Here is a 17,110-nt window from a genome sequence, read left to right as displayed (position 1 = left end):
CCTGCCCGGCGTTTTCATTCACGAAGGACCGCATGATGTCGCGTTACTCGGCCAACGAAATCGAAGCAAAATGGCAAGAGGCCTGGGACAAGGCCGGGATCTTCACCGCCAAACGGACGGCGGACAAGCCGAAATACTATGTGCTGGAAATGTTCCCCTATCCGTCGGGGCGCATCCACATGGGGCATGTGCGCAACTACACCATGGGTGACGTGATCGCGCGCCACAAGCTGAGCACCGGGCACAACGTTCTGCACCCGATGGGCTGGGATGCTTTCGGGATGCCGGCGGAAAACGCGGCCATGGCCATCGGCGGCCATCCCAAGGACTGGACCTATGGCAACATCGCCGACATGCGCGCGCAGATGAAGCCGCTGGGCCTGTCGATCGACTGGTCGCGCGAATTCGCGACCTGCGACCCGGAATATTACGGCCAGCAGCAGGCGCTGTTCCTCGACATGCTGGATGCGGGCCTGGTCTATCGCAAGAACGCCGTGGTCAACTGGGACCCGGTGGACATGACCGTGCTGGCCAACGAACAGGTGGAAAGCGGCCGCGGCTGGCGCTCGGGCGCATTGGTCGAGCGGCGCGAGCTGACCCAGTGGTTCTTCAAGATCTCCGAGTTCTCGGAAGAGCTTCTTGATGCGCTGGATACGCTCGACAACTGGCCCGCCAAGGTGCGGCTGATGCAGGAAAACTGGATCGGCAAGTCACGCGGTCTGGAGTTTTCCTTCGAGCGCACCGACGGCAGTGCACCCATCACCGTCTACACCACGCGGCCGGACACGCTGTTGGGGGCGTCTTTCGTGGGTATCTCGCCCGATCACCCGATAGCCAAGCAGCTTGAGGCCGAGAACCCCGAAGTTGCTGAATTCGTTGCGGAATGCCGCAAGGGTGGCACCACGGAAGAGGCCATCGAGACCGGCGAGAAGCTGGGTTTCGACACCGGCATCCGCGTCAAACACCCGCTGGACCCGAACTGGGAACTGCCGGTCTGGATCGCGAATTTCATCCTTATGGATTACGGCACCGGCGCGATCTTCGCCTGCCCCGCGCATGACCAGCGCGACCTGGATTTCTGCCGCAAATACGACCTGCCGGTGATCGACACCTTCTTTGCCCTGGATGACGACACGCCGGTGGACAAGATCGCTTTCGTCCCGCCGAAAGAGCAGAAAGTGCGCTGGGTCAACCATTTCGCCGGCCTAACCGAGGCCACAGGGCAAGAGGCGATCGACGCGACCATCGACTTTGCCGAGAAGGCCGGCTGGGGCAAGGGCGTGACCAAGTACCGCCTGCGCGACTGGGGCCTGTCGCGCCAGCGCTATTGGGGCTGTCCGATCCCGGTGGTGCATTGCGACGATTGCGGCGTGGTGCCCGAAAAGAAGGAAAACCTGCCGATTCGCCTGCCCGACGATGTCACCTTCGACAAACCGGGCAATCCGCTGGATCGTCACCCGACCTGGCGGGACTGTGCGTGCCCGTCCTGCGGCAAACCGGCCAGGCGCGAAACCGACACGATGGACACGTTTGTCGATTCGTCGTGGTATTTCGCCCGTTTCACCGCCCCGCGGGCGGAAACGCCGACCGATCTGGCCGAAGCCGGGTACTGGATGAACGTGGACCAGTATATCGGCGGCATCGAACACGCGATCCTGCACCTGCTGTATTCGCGGTTCTTCGCCCGGGCCATGCATCTGACGGGGCATCTGCCGAAAAAGGCGATCGAGCCGTTCGACGCCCTGTTCACACAGGGCATGGTCACCCATGAAATCTATCAGACCCGCGACGACAAGGGCCGCCCGGTCTATCACCTTCCCGAAGAGGTCGAGGACGGCAAGCTGAAGGCGACGGGCGAGCCTGTCGAGATCATCCCCTCGGCCAAGATGTCGAAATCGAAGAAGAACGTGGTCGACCCGGTCAGCATCATCTCGGCCTTCGGGGCGGACACCGCGCGCTGGTTCGTTCTGTCCGATTCGCCGCCCGAGCGTGACGTGGAATGGACGGCCGCCGGCGCCGAGGCCGCACACAAGCACCTCAGCCGCGTGCATCGCATCGTGTCCGAGATCGCCGCATCCGACGCCCCGGCCAATGCCGAGGACGAAGCGCTGCTGCGCGAGATGCACAAGACCATCCATGACGTGACCGGCGGAGTCGAATCCTTCGGCTTCAACGCCTCGATCGCCAAGCTCTATGCCTTTACCAACACGCTGGCCAAATCCAAGGCGGGCGCACAGGCCAAGCGGCAGGCGGCCAAGACGCTGGCGCAGCTGATGTCGCCGATGACGCCGCACCTGTCCGAAGAACTGTGGCAGATGCTGGGCGGCGAAGGGCTGGTGGCGCTGGCGCCCTGGCCGGTGGCAGACGAGTCGATGCTGGTCGACGACACCGTCACCCTGCCCATCCAGATCAACGGCAAACGCCGTGCCGAAATCAGCGTGCCCAAGGATCTGGACAAGACGCAGGTTGAAAGAATCGCGCTCAGCACCGAAGCTGTGCAGAAGGCGCTGGATGGCGCTGCTCCGAAAAAGGTGATCGTTGTTCCGGGCCGGATCGTGAATGTCGTTGTTTGACCGCAGAAACCTGCTGCTTTCGCTGGCGGCGTTGACCGTGGCGCCCGCTTGCGGGTTCCAGCCGGTTTATGCCCCGGGCGGCGCCGGCAGCGAATTATACGGCAAGGTCGCCGTGTCAGCGCCAGATTCGGTCGAAAGCTACCTTCTGGTGCAGAATCTGGAGCAGTCCCTCGGGCGCAGCGTCAGTTCAGCCAAGGATTACAGCCTGAATGTGCAGGTCTCTACGGTGACCCGCGGGGCCGCCATCACGACCTCGAACGAGACCAACCGGTATTCGATTGACGGGCGCGCCAGCTATACGCTGAGATCCAATGAAACGGGCCAGATCCTTGTGTCCGGCACTGTGGCCGATTTCGTAGGCTACTCAGCCGCGGGGTCCACCGTTTCCACGCTCGCTGATGAACGGGATGCCAAAGAGAGGCTGATGGTCATCCTGTCCGATCAGATCGTCACGCGCCTGTATTCCGCACCGGGCCTGGCTTCATGAAGCTGTCCCCGCGCGACGCCGAGGGGTATTTCGCCAAACCTGACCCCGACAAGACGGGATTGTTGATCTACGGCGCCGACGCGATGCGCGTCGCGCTCAAGCGCCAGCAGGTATTGGCCGCGCTGTTGGGCCCGGGTGCCGAAGAGGAAATGCGCCTGACCCGTCTTCCGGCCTCGGATCTGCGGGCGGATCCTGCCCTTCTGCTGGATGCCGTGAAGGCTGTCGGGTTCTTTCCCGGCGCGCGCGCCGTATTCGTCGAGGATGCAACCGACGCCGCAACCCCGGCGATCACCGCCGCGCTCGAGGATTGGGCGCCAGGCGACGCTCAGATCATTGTGACCGCCGGGCAGCTCAAGGCCAGCTCGAAGCTGCGCAAAGCGTTCGAAGGCCATCGGGCCGCCTATGCGGTCGGGATCTATGACGATCCACCGTCGCGCGCGGAGATCGAGCGTGTTCTGGCCCAAGCCGGACTTGCGAGCGTTCCCCGTGACGCGATGTCCGTGCTCAGCGATCTGGCCACCGAACTCAGCCCGGGCGACTTTGCGCAAACCGTTGAAAAGCTGTCTCTGTACAAACGCGGTGATGCCTCAGACGTTGCCGTCGAAGACATCGAGGCCTGCGCGCCGCAATCCAATGAGGCGGCCCTGGATGACGTTCTCAACGTCGTTGCCGAAGGCCGATCCGGTGAAATCGGGCCCCTGATCCGGCGGTTGCAGGCGCAAGGAACAAATGCAGTGTCCCTGTGCATCGGCGCGACCCGCCATTTTCGCACGCTCTATGCCTGCGCCTCGGACCCCGGTGGCGCAGCGCAAGGGATCGGCAAACTCCGGCCGCCGGTTTATGGCAAGCGGCGTGACCGCATCCTTCGGCAGGCGCAGACTTGGGGCGCGCACAAGCTGCAGACGGCTTTGACCGTGCTGACGGATACGGATCTGTCTCTCCGGTCGGCAGGGCAGACTGCCCCGGCCATGGCCCTGGTCGAGCGCGCTCTGATCCGGCTGGCCATGCTGGCGCGGTCACGCTGAATTGAACTGACGGTGCGTCCGACTTGACGCGGCGGCGCAGTCCCCCACCCTGACGCCAGAGCAACCACGTAGGAGCATGACATGTACAAGATCTACGGGCGCATCCAGAGTCGTGCCTCTCGGGTGATCTGGCTATTGGAGGAACTGGGGCAGGACTATGAGTGGATCGATGCGGGCCCGCACGACCCGCGCGTTCTGGACCTGAACGGCACGGGCAAGATTCCTGTCCTGCAAGATGGTGATGCAGTCATTTCGGACAGCGCGGCGATCATGACTTATCTGGCGGACAAGCACAGGGCCTTCACCTACCCCGCCGGCACCCCGGAACGGGCCGAGCAGGATTCGTTGTTGCACGCGCTGTTGGAAGAATTCGATGCTCCGCTGTGGCTGGCCGCCCGCCATATGTTCATCCTGCCCAAGGACAAACGCGTTCCACAGGTCGTCGAAACCGCCCAGTGGGAGTTTGACCGCAGCTTTCAACGCATGGGGCAGCGATTCAAAGGGCCATTCCTCCAGGGCGAGCAGATGACGATCGCGGACATCCTGTGCATTCACTGCATGAGCTGGGCAAAGTCGGCTGGATTCCCGATGAATTCAGACAGCCTGAAAGCCTACGGCAAGCGCGTTCGCGAGCGTCCGGCCTACAAGAAACTGGGTGAAATGGCCAAATCCGCCTAATCCGCTTGGGGCAGCCCGGCCCATTCTGCGGCCGAGCGCCCCGCCCAACGACCTGTCGCCAGGCATGCGGTCAGCAGATAGCCACCGGTCGGGGCTTCCCAGTCCAGCATCTCGCCTGCGCAGAACACGCCGGGCTTGGCGTTCAGCATCAGCCCCGAGTCCAGCCCGCTTCTCGCAACCCCGCCTGCGGTCGAAATGGCTTCGTCCAGCGGGCGCAAGCCTGCGTTGCGAACAGGCAAAGCCTTCAAAGTCTTGACCCAATCATCCCGGCGCAGATTCTGCCCATGTGTCATTTCGTGGAACAAGGCGATCTTTGGCGGCGGCAGTCGCAGGCCGTTCTTCAACCAACGGGTCAAAGTGGTTTTCGGGCCAGCTTTTGACAAACGCCTGGACAGATCCTGAATCGTGCGGTCCGGCGCGAGGTCCACATACAGATCAGCACCCTGCCGCAGCGCGGGTGTCAGCGGGTAAAGACCGCCCCCTTCCAGGCCTTTGGCTGAAATGACCGCCTCGCCACGGCTGGCAAGGTCGCCCGCGCGCCACCGAACAGATTTCAGCGCCTGACCGAAATACGCGGCCATATGGGGGCTCCATTCGACGGACAGTGCGGCGTTCGATGGTGCAAAAGGGAACAGCGAAACCCCGGCATCGGCCAGAGCCGGCGCCCAGGCGCCATCCGACCCCAGACGCGCCCAGCTGGAACCGCCAAGCGCCAGAACCGTGACGTCAGCAACCACTTTCTGCCGACCTGCCGGCGTATCAAAGACCAGCGCGGGGCCGTCCCAACCCAGCCAGCGCCAACGGGTACGGATCTCGACCCGCATCTCTTCCAGCCGCGCCAGCCAGGCGCGCAGCAATGGCGAAGCTTTTTTTGATTTGGGAAATACCCGCCCTGTGGACCCCGTGAACAGATCTTGACCCAAGTCCCGCGCCCAGCTTTGCACGCTCTGCGCATCGAAGGCGGCAATCATTGGGTGCAACCAGTCCGCCGCATCGCCGTAGGCCGAAATCAGGCGGTCAAACGGCTCGTCCTTTGTCAGGTTCAGACCGGACTTCCCCGCCATCAGGAATTTGCGGGCCACCGAGGGTTTGGCCTCGGCAACCAGCACATTGTGCCCGGCCCCGGCAAGTTCTTCGGCGGCCATCAGCCCGGCGGGGCCTGCCCCGATCACCACTGCCTGTGCCATATCTGCCCTCTTGCCTCACTTGCGTTCAGCCGCGACTGTGTTCCGGTGATGACGAACAGCGATCCGATCTGCCCGCTCTGCAACCGCCCGATCCCGAACGGGACCGGCAGCCTGCACCATCTGATCCCAAAACTCAAAGGTGGCAAGGGCGGTCCCACGGTTCTGCTGCACAAGATCTGCCACAAGGAGGTGCACGCCACCCTGACCGAAGCCGAGCTTGCGCGAGACTTCAACACTGTCGAAAGCCTTCGCACGCATCCCCGGCTGAACCGATTTCTGGACTGGGTACGCAAACGTCCGCCTGGATTTCAATCCAAAGTCCCGGGCCGACGCCGCGGCCGTTGATCAGGCTGGCAAGAACGGGTCACCCATCGGGTCTGTTTCCGTTGCAGCCAGGCCCTCGACCTCGATGCCCAGAAAGTCTGGCGCGGGAACGATCCGCGCATCGGGAATATGCTGGTATTCCAAGGTGGTATAGGGACGTTTCCACAGCCATTCGCGATTTGCGACCGCCCAGGGATCAGGGTCCGGCGGCACCTCGGTCGTGAAGGCATAGAAATGCAGATCAAACCCGCGCGAGGCCACGTCCTGCATGGAGAGCAGGCGCAGGCCCAAATCCCTGCAAAACGCATCCTCTGCCGAAATGTCGCCGGTCCGCAGAGTGATCTGGCCCACGGCGGCCTGTCCGAACGGGGTCGCATCCCGCGGCTTTTCGGGTCGGTTCCCCTCGAAATCATGCTGAAGAAGCTCGATCGAGAAGTCTTCGGGGTCCGACAGATGGCACATGTAACCGATATCTCGAAACTGGGCCGGACGGCTAACGTTGATGCCAGCGCGCCGAAGCCATTCCGCAGCTTTGTCGAGATCCGGCAAGGTGATGCCGATTTTCCAGTATCTCTGACCCCGGTCGTGGGCGTATCCGCCGCCTCCGGGCAACAGCAGAAGGTCGGCGCTGGGTCCCGGATAGCCCACTCGCCGCGCATCTCCCTCGGCACGCACGATCATGCCGAAGTTTGCCCTGTAGAAATCGGCCAGCCGTGCGGGATCAGCCACACGCAGGCGAAGGGCAGCGATCCTCATCCGCACATCCCGGCGATACCGGCCGCCGTCTGCGGATCAGCGGCCAGGCTGTCGGCAACCAGGTCCCGCGCGGTCTGCATCAGATCTTCCGAGGCGACCACCCGGTCCACCAGGCCAAAGGCAAGCGCTTCGTCCGCCGTGACCTTCTGGCCTGCCATCAGGATCAGCTTGGTCCGGGCGGGGCCGATCAGCGCCCGCATGCGTTTCACGTCCGATGGCTGCGGCAGGAACCCCAACCGCATGACCGGGTAGAAGACCTTGGCCGTGGGCACCGCGATGCGCAGGTCACAGGCCAATGCCATACCGTTGGCCCCGCCCGCCATGGTGCCGTTCAACGCAGCGACGGTCAGGCAGGGCAGCGCCGCGATGGCTCCGGACAAACGCTCCCACAGGCCCGAGGTCGCAAGGCCTGCCCGCGCCTCGTTCAGATCGGCACCGGCACTGAACACCTTGCCCGCTCCGGTCAGGATCAGGGCGCGCGCCTCTTGGGCCGCTTCGGCGATCTGCAACAGGTCCGACAACATGGCCCCGGTCAGTGCATTGGCCTTGCCGGGGTTGTTGATCGTGACCGTCCAAAGACCGTCCTGCTGGGTCAGGTCGATCACGTCAGGCCGATCCTCTGGCGAATGTCGTCACGGCGCAGCGAAATCTCGGTTCCCAGAAACTCGTCCGCATCTTCCGAGCACATCCACAGCAGCGCCCGTGCGGGCCAGTCGGCAGGGATGTGATCGTCCCAGTCCAGCTGGCTGACCGGGTTGATGCCGCTGGCCTTGATGACCCGCTGCATATCGGTCGCCACCGTGCCCGGGGACAGGCCCATGGCGCGAATGCCGTGATGCGCCTCTTCCAGGTGCAGACATTCGGTCAGCATTTTCGCCCCGGCCTTGGACGCGCAGTAGTGGCTCCAAGCCTCGACCGGATTCGAGGCGGCTCCGGAGGAAACGGTCAGAACCGTCCCGCTGCCCGCCGCCCGCATCAGCGGCAGAACCGCGCGCATCCCGTGGAACACCCCTTTGAGGTTGATGTCGATGGCCTTGCTCCAGGCTGCTGGATCGGCATTTGACAGGTGAAAGATTGGATCGATCACACCCGCATTGCCGATCAGCACGTCCACGCGGCCAAAGCGGTCGGCGCAATCCGCAACCGCTTGTTCCACCTGCGCAAAATCGCTGACGTCGCAGGACAGCGCGATGGCGTTCTCACCCAGTGCCGCGGCCAATGCATCGATCTGATCATGGCTGCGCGCTACCAGCGCGACATTGGCGCCGGCTGCGGCAAATACGCGCCCTGCTTCGGCGCCGATGCCGCGGCTGGCTCCGGTGATCAGTACTGTTTTGCCCTTCATATGCATCCTGTAATCCTTTTGGATTGAAATCGGGTAAAGTGGTACCGCGCAAACGGGGAAATCGTCCAGCCCTTGCCCCTTGACGGCAGCCGCGACAACCACGACCATGCGCGCAATTTTTACCGAGAAGGGTTCCCTAATGTCCGTTTTCTTCCGCCGCAGCTGCGGTGCCGCGCTGGCCTATGCCGTTGCAACCCAAGGCGCTTTTGCCGATCTGTCCGCCAACGATGTCTGGTCGGATTGGCAGGCCTACATGGGCAGCATGGGGTACACCATCACGGGCGAGCAGAACACCTCTGGCGACGTCACCACCATCACGAACATGACCATGAAGATGGACCTTCCCGAGGGAGAAGGCTCGTTCGACATGGTCGTTCCGGAAATGACCCTGACGGAAAACGGCGACGGAACGGTCAGCATCGAATTCCCCGAAAGCTTCCCCATGACGGTATCCGGCCAGGCCGAGGAGGAAGAATTCTCGGTGGATATCCTGTACTCGCAGACCGGGTTGAAAATGCTGGTTTCGGGGTCGCCCGACGACATGACCTATGACTACTCTGCCAGCAAGCTGGCGCTGGCGCTCGACAACATCATGGTCGATGGCGAAGCGATGCCCGACGACGCGCTGGATCTGGGTTTTGAGATGATCAACCTGGCCGGTGCATCCCGGATGCAGATCGGAGAGGGCCGCAAGGTCGACCAGAATTTCACCGCGGCAAACCTGACCTATGACCTGAGTTTCCAAGACCCGGAAACGGGCGAAGATGCCCGCATCAACGGCAAGCTCGACCAGCTGGAGTTTGAAGGAAAGAACGTAATCCCCGAAGGCTTCAGCCTGGCGGACGTGGAAGGCGCATATGAGGCTGGTTTTGCCTTTGACGGGACCTTCACCTACGGCGCCGGCCAAACCAGCATCGCAGGCACCAGCGAGGGCGAGGCTTTCTCGATGGCCAGCAGTTCGGACGGTGGCCGCTTCGGTGCCAGCATCGACGCCGAGCGTCTGGCGTATGACGTCGAACAGAACAATGCAAAGCTCGAAGTAACCACGGCAGACCTGCCGTTTCCCATCGAGATTGCAATGGCGAAGGCCGGTCTGAAACTCGAGGCACCCATTCAGGCATCCGAAGAGGTCGAGCCGTTCGGCTTTGCGATGAATCTGACAGACTTCACCATGTCCGACATTCTGTGGAGCATGTTCGACCCTGCGGGCGCCTTGCCGCGCGATCCAGCCACGATCGCGCTGGATGCGACGGGCACCGCAAAGGTCCTCCTGAACTTCCTGGACCCGGAAGTTGCCGAAGCATTGGAAGGCTCGGACGAGGTTCCGGCCGAACTGCATTCGCTCAAAATCAATGAACTGCTGGTCTCGATGGTCGGTGCCAAGCTGACCGGCACCGGTGATTTCACCTTCGACAACTCCAACACCGAAGAGTTCGGAGGCGTTCCGGCGCCGGCGGGTGAGGCAAACCTCCAGTTGGTGGGTGCCAACGCCCTGATCGACAAGCTGATCGGAATGGGGTTCATGTCCGAGAACGACGCCATGGGCGCGCGCATGATGATGGGGATGATGGCCGTTCCTGGCGACCAGCCCGATACGCTGAACTCCAAGATCGAGTTCACCAAGGACGGCCAGATTTTGGCCAATGGTCAACGGATCAAGTAAGAAATTTTTCCTCAGTGAGGACGCCAAAAAAAGGCGGCCTCACACGTATACTACAGTTGCACGTTATTGTTTTCGAACGCGGCGGAACAGAACTGACCCGCCGCAACTAACTCTTTGATCGTATGCGAACCCCAATGCGGACAAGGAATCGAAACAAGACTGAATGCCGCGCAACCCGATCTTCCGAGTGTGCACTTCTAGGTAGATTTTTTGGATACCTACCAAATCTATGTCATCGAATAGAGTTCTTTCGCCCCCTTCAATATCGACAATCAAAACATTTGCTCTGGTCTCCCTTAGCACATCGGACAAAGGAATCTTGTCCACTTCTATTGACTTTTTGTACTCAGGCTCAGGATCAAGTGACGACGACCAGAATGGCTCCCGCAAGTAGAACCTTGATTTTCCCGCAACTTCACTGGCCCCTACTGCCACCGTGTTTAGTACGTTCAATCCGGTTGCGTCATTAGCTCTGTGAACACGACCGATGAACTCGCAGAGCGAAGGATTTGCTTCTATACAGGTTAACTTTGACACTCCAAGCTGCGTATACAGAAAGGTCGAAATAAAACCTATACCCGCACCAAGCTCAACAACGCGGTCGTCAGCCTGGATGAACTTCGGCAACCCCCCAACCTCGTCCCTCTCGTATCTTCCAGCGAGTATCGAGCGTTTAACTTGGGGGGTTATGATTTGAGGGTCGTCGGGAATCTGGACACCGCGTAGCGTAAGGTGTTTCTGCATCTTTCTCCTGTCTGTGACTGGCACTCCGATATTTCGTTTATGGCAGTGCTTGTTCCTTCGCATGAGCAGGTTGTGCGAACAACAACCAGCTCTTCCACGAAAAGGATGCTTCAACAAGTTGAAGAGAATTGCAAACGATCACAGGGCTTGCGAGGCGGGTTGACCAAGGCTAGGTCCAATACAATCAATTGGAGGCACCATGACCCGATCACTCGAAGCAATCAGCCACGAAATGCTGGACCTGGCCCGCAAGGCCGGAGCCGAAGCGGCCGACACGATCGTGATCGACGGATCCTCGGTCTCGGTCGAGGTGCGTGGCGGCGCTTTGGAGCACGCCGAACGCGCCGAAAGCACCGACGTGGGGTTGCGTGTTTTCATCGGCAAGCAGCAGGCCATCGTGTCCGGCTCGGACAGTCGTCCCGAAACGCTTGCCGCCATGGCCGAACGGGCCGTAGCGATGGCGTGCGAAGCGCCCGAGGATCCGTTCGCTGGCCTTGCAGATCCGGAACAACTGGCCAGCGATTTTTCCGTCGACTCCTTGGAGCTTTTTGACCCCACGCCCGAACCTTCAGCAGACGCTCTGATGCAGGACGCGCTGACCGCCGAGGCTGCGGCCCTGGCGGTGGAAGGCGTTACCCAGGTATCTGATGCGGCGGCATCCTATGGCACGCACCGGGTTCATCTGTCCGCGACAAATGGATTTTCCGGTGGCTATGGGCGCAGCAGCCGCTCGGTTTCATGCGTGGCGATCTCGGGCGAAGGCACCGGGATGGAACGCGACTATGACGGAGACAGCCGCAGCTTTCAGTCCGACCTGCGCAGCCCCGACGAGATCGGCCGGATCGCGGGAGAGCGTGCCGTGCAGCGAGTGGGTGCCCGAAAGCCGGAAACAGGACGTTTCCCGGTATTGTTCGACGAGCGGATTTCGTCCTCATTGATCGGGCATCTTCTGGCGGCCAGCAACGGCGCGGCGGTGGCCCGCGGCGCCTCCTGGCTCAAGGACAGCCTGGGCCAGCAGGTGCTGCCTGCACATCTGTCGCTGATCGAAGACCCCCATCGCCCCAGAATTGCAGGATCGCGCCCGTTTGATGCCGAAGGATTGCCGACCGCGCGCCGGATGATCGTCGAAAACGGCGTGCTGACCGGATGGACACTGGATCTTTCAAGCGCGCGCAAACTGGACATGAATTCCACCGGGAACGCCGCCCGTGGCGTGTCCGGTCCTCCATCTCCCAGCAACTGGAACCTGAGCCTGACCCAGGGCGAGTTCAGCCGCGACGACCTGCTTCGCGATATGGGAACGGGGTTGCTGGTGACCTCGATGATCGGGTCCACCATCAACCCCAATACCGGCGATTACTCACGCGGTGCGTCGGGTTTCTGGGTCGAAAACGGAGAGATCTCGCACCCGGTCAACGAATGCACCATTGCCGGAAACCTGCGGGACATGCTGATGCGGATCATCCCGGCCAATGACGCGCGTACCTATCTGTCCCGGGTTGTGCCCTCGCTTCTGATCGAAGGGATGACACTTGCCGGAAACTGACCTGTCCCTGCTGATCGACGCCGCACGTGAGGCCGGCCGGATTGCCGTCGCCTATGCAGGCCGCGAGATGCAGAGCTGGGACAAACCCAAGGGCGCCGGGCCGGTGACCGAGGCTGATCTGGCCGTCAACGCGATGCTGGAACAACGCCTGCCCAGCGCGCGGCCCGGATATGGCTGGCTGAGCGAGGAGACCGAGGACAATCAGGACCGGTTGACCCGTGACCGAGTGTTCATCATCGACCCGATCGACGGCACCCGCAGCTTTGCCGAAGGGTCGCGCACCTGGGCGCATTCATTGGCGGTCGCCGATCGCGGACAGGTCATCGCCGGCGTGATCTACCTGCCGATGCGCGACATGCTGTTTGCAGCCGCGCGGGGACAGGGGGCAACCCTGAACGGTCAGCCGATCCGGGTGACCGCGGCGGCCACAGAGGCCGAAGCCGAGGTTCTGGCCGCAAAGCCGAACCTGAAACCGGATCATTGGCAGGACGGGGTCGCGCCGATCTTCCTTCGGGCCTATCGTCCGTCGCTGGCCTACCGAATGGCACTGGTCGCACAGGGCAGGTTCGACGGGATGCTGACCTTGCGCCCAAGCTGGGAATGGGACATCGCGGCCGGAGACCTGATCCTGCGCGAAGCAGGCGGCACCTGTACTGACCGTACCGGGCACCCGCTGCGGTTCAACAACCCCAACCCACGGCTGAACGGTGTTGTTGGCGCCGGGTCTGAATTGCATAAGGTGCTGATGGGTCGACTGGATCAGCCAATTCAGGGGCAGCGGGCATGAGCAAACCGCGATCCCTCAGCCTGGCGGCCTATCGCGCGTTGTCCTGGGGTGTTCCCAAGCCCCCTGGACACAACACACCGCCTCGCCCCGCAGGTGAGTTGCTGTGGATTCATGTTGCCAACGTTCAGCGCCTGCGCGCGGTGAACGACTTTTGCAAGCGGCTGCAGCAGTCCCGGCCGGGGCTGTCGATTCTGTTGACCGTCCCGCCTGACGCTGACCTGACACGCTGGGCAGGCTGCGACATGGAACTGGTTCCGCTGCCTGACGAAAAAACCGGCGCGGCGCGTGGATTCCTGGAGCACTGGCAACCCGACATGGGGCTGTGGGTCGGCGGCGGCCTGATGCCCAACGTGATCACCCGCGCGGCCGAACGCGGTATACCCATGGTCCTGCTTGAGGGCGAGAACGACGTTCGTGTTGCCTTTGTCGGGAAATGGCTGCCGGACATCAACCGCTATACCTTTGACTGCTTCCGTGCGATCCACGTCACGTCCGAGGACGCAGCCCGGCAAATCCGACGTCTGGGCGTCCCGGCTTCGAAGGTGGCACTGTTTCCGCCGCTCAGTATCAGCCCCACCCTTCGCCCCTGGCCCGAGGACGAACTGATCGAGACGAACCATGCGTTGGCAGGGCGGCCGGTCTGGCTGGCGGCGTGGGTCGACGCCAAGGAATTCATCTCGGTTCTCAGCGCACATCGGCAGGCCATGCGGATGCTGCCGAGGCTGGCCCTGATCCTGCATGTTGCGGACATGTCCGAGGCGGCGCCCCTGCGCAAAAGGCTGGAAACGATGGACCTACGCTGTGCCAACTGGGAAGATGGGGACATGATCGAAGACATGACCCAAGTCATCCTTGCGTCGGACCCCGAGGCCCTTGGCCTTTGGTATCGCGTCTCTCCGGTGACGTTCATGGGCAGCACGCTCGAGTCGGGAATAGGCGGGCATGACCCGATCGCGGCCGCAGCCCTGGGCTCGGCCCTGATCCATGGACCGGACGTGAGCGGCCACAAGGCCCTGTATGACGCGCTAGATGGTGTAGGAGCCGTTCGAGAGATTCGCACCGCCACCGAACTGGGCGACACTGTCGTTGAACTGCTGGCCCCGGACCTGGCCGCGAACATGGCCCTTGCCGGCTGGCAACTGGTGACCGAGAGCGCGCCCCAGGTGGATACTCTGATCGACATGGTACAGGAACATCTGGACCAGCACGGAGCGGAACATGAGGGCGCCTGAATTCTGGGACAACGCGCCGGATCACCCCGGCCTGCGCGCAAGACTGCTGGCGCCGCTGGGCCGCGTCTATGCGCGGGCTACGGCCCGGCGGGTGGCGTCGGGGCCCGGGGTTGATCCGGGTGTACCCGTGATCTGCGTCGGCAACCTGAATGCTGGCGGCACCGGAAAAACGCCGACGGCGATCTGGGTTCTTGAACAGCTGCGCGACGCGTATCACACGCCGCATGTGGTCACCCGCGGCCATGGCGGATCGCTTGAGGGGCCGGTTCGGGTCGACCCGGTCCGACACACGGCGGCGCAGGTTGGTGACGAGCCATTGTTGCTGGCGGCCTTCGCCGAGGTCTGGGTCGCCAAGGACCGTGCCGCCGGCGCCCGCGCCGCAGCCGAGGACGGCGCCACCGCGATCGTGCTGGACGACGGATTCCAGAACCCTTCGGTGGCCAAGACATTCTCGGTCGTCGTGGTGGACGCGGTCCGTGGCTTTGGCAACGGCTTGTGCCTGCCGGCCGGACCGCTGCGCGAGCCGGTCGACGTGGGGCTGCAACGGGCCGATCTAGTACTGTCGCTGGGCGACTTGGCCGCGCAGGAACAGTTCGCGCAGCTATGGGGCAACAAGCTGGGCGTTGCGCACGCCACCGGTCAGGTCACGGCACTGCAAACCGGGATGGACTGGAGCGAGACTCCGGTTCTGGCCTTTGCCGGTATTGGCCACCCCGAGAAGTTCTTTCAGACATTGCGCCAGCAGGGCGCGCGCCTGCTGCGGGCCGAGGCGCTGGACGATCACCAGCCGCTGACGCCGGCCCTGATGACCCGGCTGGAAAACGAGGCGCGGTTGCTGGGTGCGCAGATGGTCACCACCGAAAAAGACGCCGTGCGCCTGCCGCCTGCTTTTCGCAGCAAGGTCATCACCCTGCCGGTGCGCCTGCAGGTGGATCAGGCCGACGACGTGCGTCAGCGGCTGCTGACGGCCGCGCCGCCGCCCTAGTCGTCTTCGCCCAGTTTCGGGGCAGGGCGCGAAAGGTTCAGATCGGCATCCGAAAAGACGAATGGCGCGCGAATCCCCGGCACCCCGTCCAGGTCGAACTGCATGCCGCGCGCGATCACCTGCGGATCGGCCATGACCTCGTCCAGTGTATTGATCGGCCCGGCGGGGATGCCTTGCGCCTCGCAGGCGGCCAGCAGGTCGGCTTTGGCCCAGGTCGCCGTGGCCCCGTTCAGCCGTGCAATCAGGGTGCGGCGATTGGCCAGCCGGTCCTTGTTGTGCAGATATTCGGGCGCCTCGGCCATGTCAGGCAGGTTCAACACCTGGCACAGGCGCCGGTACTGCCGGTCATTTCCGGTGGCGATGATGATGTGACCGTCGGCACAGTCGAACACCTGGTAGGGCGCCAGGTTCACATGCGCGTTGCCCATGCGCTGCGGCACCTGGCCCGTGGTCAGATAGTTCAGCGCCTGGTTTGCCGTGACCGCCACGGCCACGTCCAGCAGAGCCATGTCCACATGCTGCCCGCGCCCGGTGCGCTGGCGCTGGTGCAGCGCCGCCAGAACCCCGGCCACCGCATAGATGCCGGTGAACACGTCGGTGATCGCCACGCCTGCCTTCTGCGGCTGGCCGTCGGGCTCTCCGGTCACGGACATCAGCCCGGACATGCCCTGGATGATGAAATCATACCCGGCCCGATGCGCATATGGCCCGGTCTGCCCGAACCCGGTGATGGAGCAATAGACGAGGCGCGGGTTCAACTGGCTGAGGTTGTCAAAGTCCAGCCCGTATTTCTTCAGCCCGCCGACCTTGAAATTCTCGATCACCACATCGGCGTCAGCGACCAGCGCGCGCACCTTCTGCTGCCCTTCGGGGGTCGAGAAATCGGCGATCACAGACGCCTTGCCGCGATTGGTCGAATGGTAATAGGCCGCCGAGACATCCTGATCGCGGGTCACGAAGGGCGGACCCCAGGCGCGGGTGTCGTCGCCGGCCGGGGATTCCACCTTGATGACCTCGGCGCCCAGATCGGCAAAGGTCTGGCCGGCCCAGGGGCCAGCCAGAATGCGCGCCAGTTCGACAACCTTGAGACCGGCCAGAGGCCCGGTCATCAGTTGCCCAGTTCCTTTTCGATCAGCGCCTTGAACTCGTCATAGGACTGGTTGTCGACCTTCTTGCCGTTGACGACAAAGGACGGGGTGGCCTGGATACCGTCTTTCTCGGCGTTTTTCTGATACCAGGCGACGAGGGTCTGCGCCTTTGTGCCGTCCTGCAGGCAGGCTTCCAGCTGATCGTTGCTCAGCCCGGCCAGACGGCCGATCTTGCGCAGTTCTTCCACGATCTCGGCCGGGCCGCCGGCGCGTGTCCATTCGGACTGGCCCTGATAGATCAGGTCAGTGATGCCAAAGAACTTTTCGGGGCCACCACAGCGCGCCACCATCGACGCCCAGATGCCGTAGCGGTCGAAATAGACCTCGCGGTAGATGAACTTGACCTTGCCTGTGTCGATGTATTCCTTCTTGAGCTGCTTGTACGGCCCCTGATGGAAGTTCGCGCAGTGCGGGCAGGTATAGGACGCGTATTCGATGATTTCGACCGGTGCATCCTCGGCCCCCTGCACCATCTCGACGATGATCGAGGTGTCCAGATCGGCGTTTTGCGCTTCGGCGCTGCCGACCAGTTGTGGCACAGGCACGGTGCTTGGCGATTGGGTCAGCCAATAGCCGCCTGCGGCTAGCGCCACGGCCGCGCAGATTACGGTTGCAATACGGCTCATACTC

The 17,110-nt window shown here is 62.7% G+C and carries 17 protein-coding genes; 10 read left to right on the top strand and 7 right to left on the bottom strand.

From position 1 onward, the window contains the following. The first annotated feature begins 35 nt into the window (after window positions 1-35). The 4 genes from leuS (at window position 36) to ACR0JC_RS12545 (ending at window position 4,763) form a co-directional block, all read left to right on the top strand. On the top strand, window positions 36-2,573 hold the full coding sequence (leuS, locus tag ACR0JC_RS12560) for a leucine--tRNA ligase (protein ID WP_170342249.1): 2,538 nt from the start codon (window positions 36-38) through the stop codon (window positions 2,571-2,573). Further along, window positions 2,560-3,060 carry an LPS assembly lipoprotein LptE gene (gene lptE, locus ACR0JC_RS12555; RefSeq protein WP_170342238.1) on the top strand — a complete coding sequence of 167 codons (501 nt, stop codon included), beginning with the start codon at window positions 2,560-2,562 and terminating at the stop codon, window positions 3,058-3,060. The genes leuS and lptE overlap by 14 nt, the downstream gene beginning before the upstream one ends. Continuing rightward, window positions 3,057-4,085, top strand: a complete 1,029-nt coding sequence (gene holA / locus ACR0JC_RS12550; RefSeq protein WP_170342235.1) for a DNA polymerase III subunit delta — start codon at window positions 3,057-3,059, stop codon at window positions 4,083-4,085. Before lptE ends, holA begins: the two co-directional genes overlap by 4 nt. 81 nt (window positions 4,086-4,166) lie before the next feature. Further along, window positions 4,167-4,763, top strand: a complete 597-nt coding sequence (locus ACR0JC_RS12545) for a glutathione S-transferase family protein (protein WP_170342233.1) — start codon at window positions 4,167-4,169, stop codon at window positions 4,761-4,763. On the opposite strand, the gene ACR0JC_RS12540 is transcribed toward ACR0JC_RS12545, so the two are convergent. After that, window positions 4,760-5,950, bottom strand: coding sequence for a TIGR03862 family flavoprotein (locus ACR0JC_RS12540; protein ID WP_170342231.1), 1,191 nt, complete (start codon window positions 5,948-5,950; stop codon window positions 4,760-4,762). The genes ACR0JC_RS12545 and ACR0JC_RS12540 overlap by 4 nt on opposite strands. Before the next feature lie 48 nt (window positions 5,951-5,998). On the opposite strand from ACR0JC_RS12540, the gene ACR0JC_RS12535 reads away from it, so the two are divergent. After that, window positions 5,999-6,295 (top strand): HNH endonuclease, encoded by a 297-nt coding sequence (locus tag ACR0JC_RS12535; RefSeq protein ID WP_170342229.1) that lies wholly within the window; start codon window positions 5,999-6,001, stop codon window positions 6,293-6,295. Here ACR0JC_RS12535 and ACR0JC_RS12530 read toward each other — a convergent pair whose 3' ends face one another. Genes ACR0JC_RS12530 through ACR0JC_RS12520 form a run of 3 tightly spaced genes read right to left on the bottom strand, consistent with a single transcriptional unit; the run spans window position 6,296 to window position 8,381 of the window. Beyond that, on the bottom strand, window positions 6,296-7,030 hold the full coding sequence (locus ACR0JC_RS12530; protein ID WP_170342227.1) for a VOC family protein: 735 nt from the start codon (window positions 7,028-7,030) through the stop codon (window positions 6,296-6,298). It lies immediately after the preceding gene. Then, window positions 7,027-7,635, bottom strand: a complete 609-nt coding sequence (locus ACR0JC_RS12525; RefSeq protein WP_170342225.1) for an enoyl-CoA hydratase/isomerase family protein — start codon at window positions 7,633-7,635, stop codon at window positions 7,027-7,029. Before ACR0JC_RS12525 ends, ACR0JC_RS12530 begins: the two co-directional genes overlap by 4 nt. Continuing rightward, on the bottom strand, window positions 7,632-8,381 hold the full coding sequence (locus ACR0JC_RS12520; protein WP_170342442.1) for an SDR family oxidoreductase: 750 nt from the start codon (window positions 8,379-8,381) through the stop codon (window positions 7,632-7,634). The genes ACR0JC_RS12525 and ACR0JC_RS12520 overlap by 4 nt, the downstream gene beginning before the upstream one ends. 133 nt (window positions 8,382-8,514) lie before the next feature. Between ACR0JC_RS12520 and ACR0JC_RS12515 the strand changes: the two genes are divergently transcribed. Continuing rightward, the gene (locus tag ACR0JC_RS12515) at window positions 8,515-10,038 is read left to right on the top strand and encodes a DUF2125 domain-containing protein (RefSeq protein ID WP_170342223.1); all 1,524 of its coding nucleotides are present in this window, start codon (window positions 8,515-8,517) and stop codon (window positions 10,036-10,038) included. Between the two features lie 63 nt (window positions 10,039-10,101). Here ACR0JC_RS12515 and ACR0JC_RS12510 read toward each other — a convergent pair whose 3' ends face one another. Further along, on the bottom strand, window positions 10,102-10,782 hold the full coding sequence (locus ACR0JC_RS12510; protein ID WP_170342222.1) for an FkbM family methyltransferase: 681 nt from the start codon (window positions 10,780-10,782) through the stop codon (window positions 10,102-10,104). Window positions 10,783-10,981: 199 nt separating this feature from the next. Here ACR0JC_RS12510 and ACR0JC_RS12505 point away from each other — a divergent pair, with 199 nt between their 5' ends. Genes ACR0JC_RS12505 through lpxK form a run of 4 tightly spaced genes read left to right on the top strand, consistent with a single transcriptional unit; the run spans window position 10,982 to window position 15,332 of the window. Further along, entirely contained in the window at window positions 10,982-12,328 is a 1,347-nt protein-coding gene (locus ACR0JC_RS12505; protein WP_170342220.1) for a TldD/PmbA family protein, read from the top strand. Beyond that, window positions 12,315-13,115, top strand: a complete 801-nt coding sequence (locus ACR0JC_RS12500; protein ID WP_170342218.1) for a 3'(2'),5'-bisphosphate nucleotidase CysQ — start codon at window positions 12,315-12,317, stop codon at window positions 13,113-13,115. The genes ACR0JC_RS12505 and ACR0JC_RS12500 overlap by 14 nt, the downstream gene beginning before the upstream one ends. Next, complete coding sequence (locus ACR0JC_RS12495; protein ID WP_170342217.1) at window positions 13,112-14,347, top strand: 3-deoxy-D-manno-octulosonic acid transferase; 1,236 nt, start codon at window positions 13,112-13,114, stop codon at window positions 14,345-14,347. Before ACR0JC_RS12500 ends, ACR0JC_RS12495 begins: the two co-directional genes overlap by 4 nt. Continuing rightward, window positions 14,334-15,332, top strand: coding sequence for a tetraacyldisaccharide 4'-kinase (lpxK, locus tag ACR0JC_RS12490; RefSeq protein WP_170342215.1), 999 nt, complete (start codon window positions 14,334-14,336; stop codon window positions 15,330-15,332). Before ACR0JC_RS12495 ends, lpxK begins: the two co-directional genes overlap by 14 nt. Here the strand turns inward: lpxK and ACR0JC_RS12485 are convergent. Both ACR0JC_RS12485 and ACR0JC_RS12480 read right to left on the bottom strand, forming a co-directional pair. Next, window positions 15,329-16,441, bottom strand: coding sequence for a CaiB/BaiF CoA transferase family protein (locus tag ACR0JC_RS12485; protein WP_170342213.1), 1,113 nt, complete (start codon window positions 16,439-16,441; stop codon window positions 15,329-15,331). The two genes, lpxK and ACR0JC_RS12485, sit on opposite strands and share 4 nt — an antisense overlap. Beyond that, on the bottom strand, window positions 16,441-17,106 hold the full coding sequence (locus ACR0JC_RS12480) for a DsbA family protein (RefSeq protein ID WP_170342211.1): 666 nt from the start codon (window positions 17,104-17,106) through the stop codon (window positions 16,441-16,443). The genes ACR0JC_RS12485 and ACR0JC_RS12480 overlap by 1 nt, the downstream gene beginning before the upstream one ends. Window positions 17,107-17,110 lie beyond the last annotated feature (4 nt).

The organism is Ruegeria sp. CH5, assembly GCF_056537025.1.
This window is presented reverse-complemented; position numbering and strand designations above follow the sequence as displayed.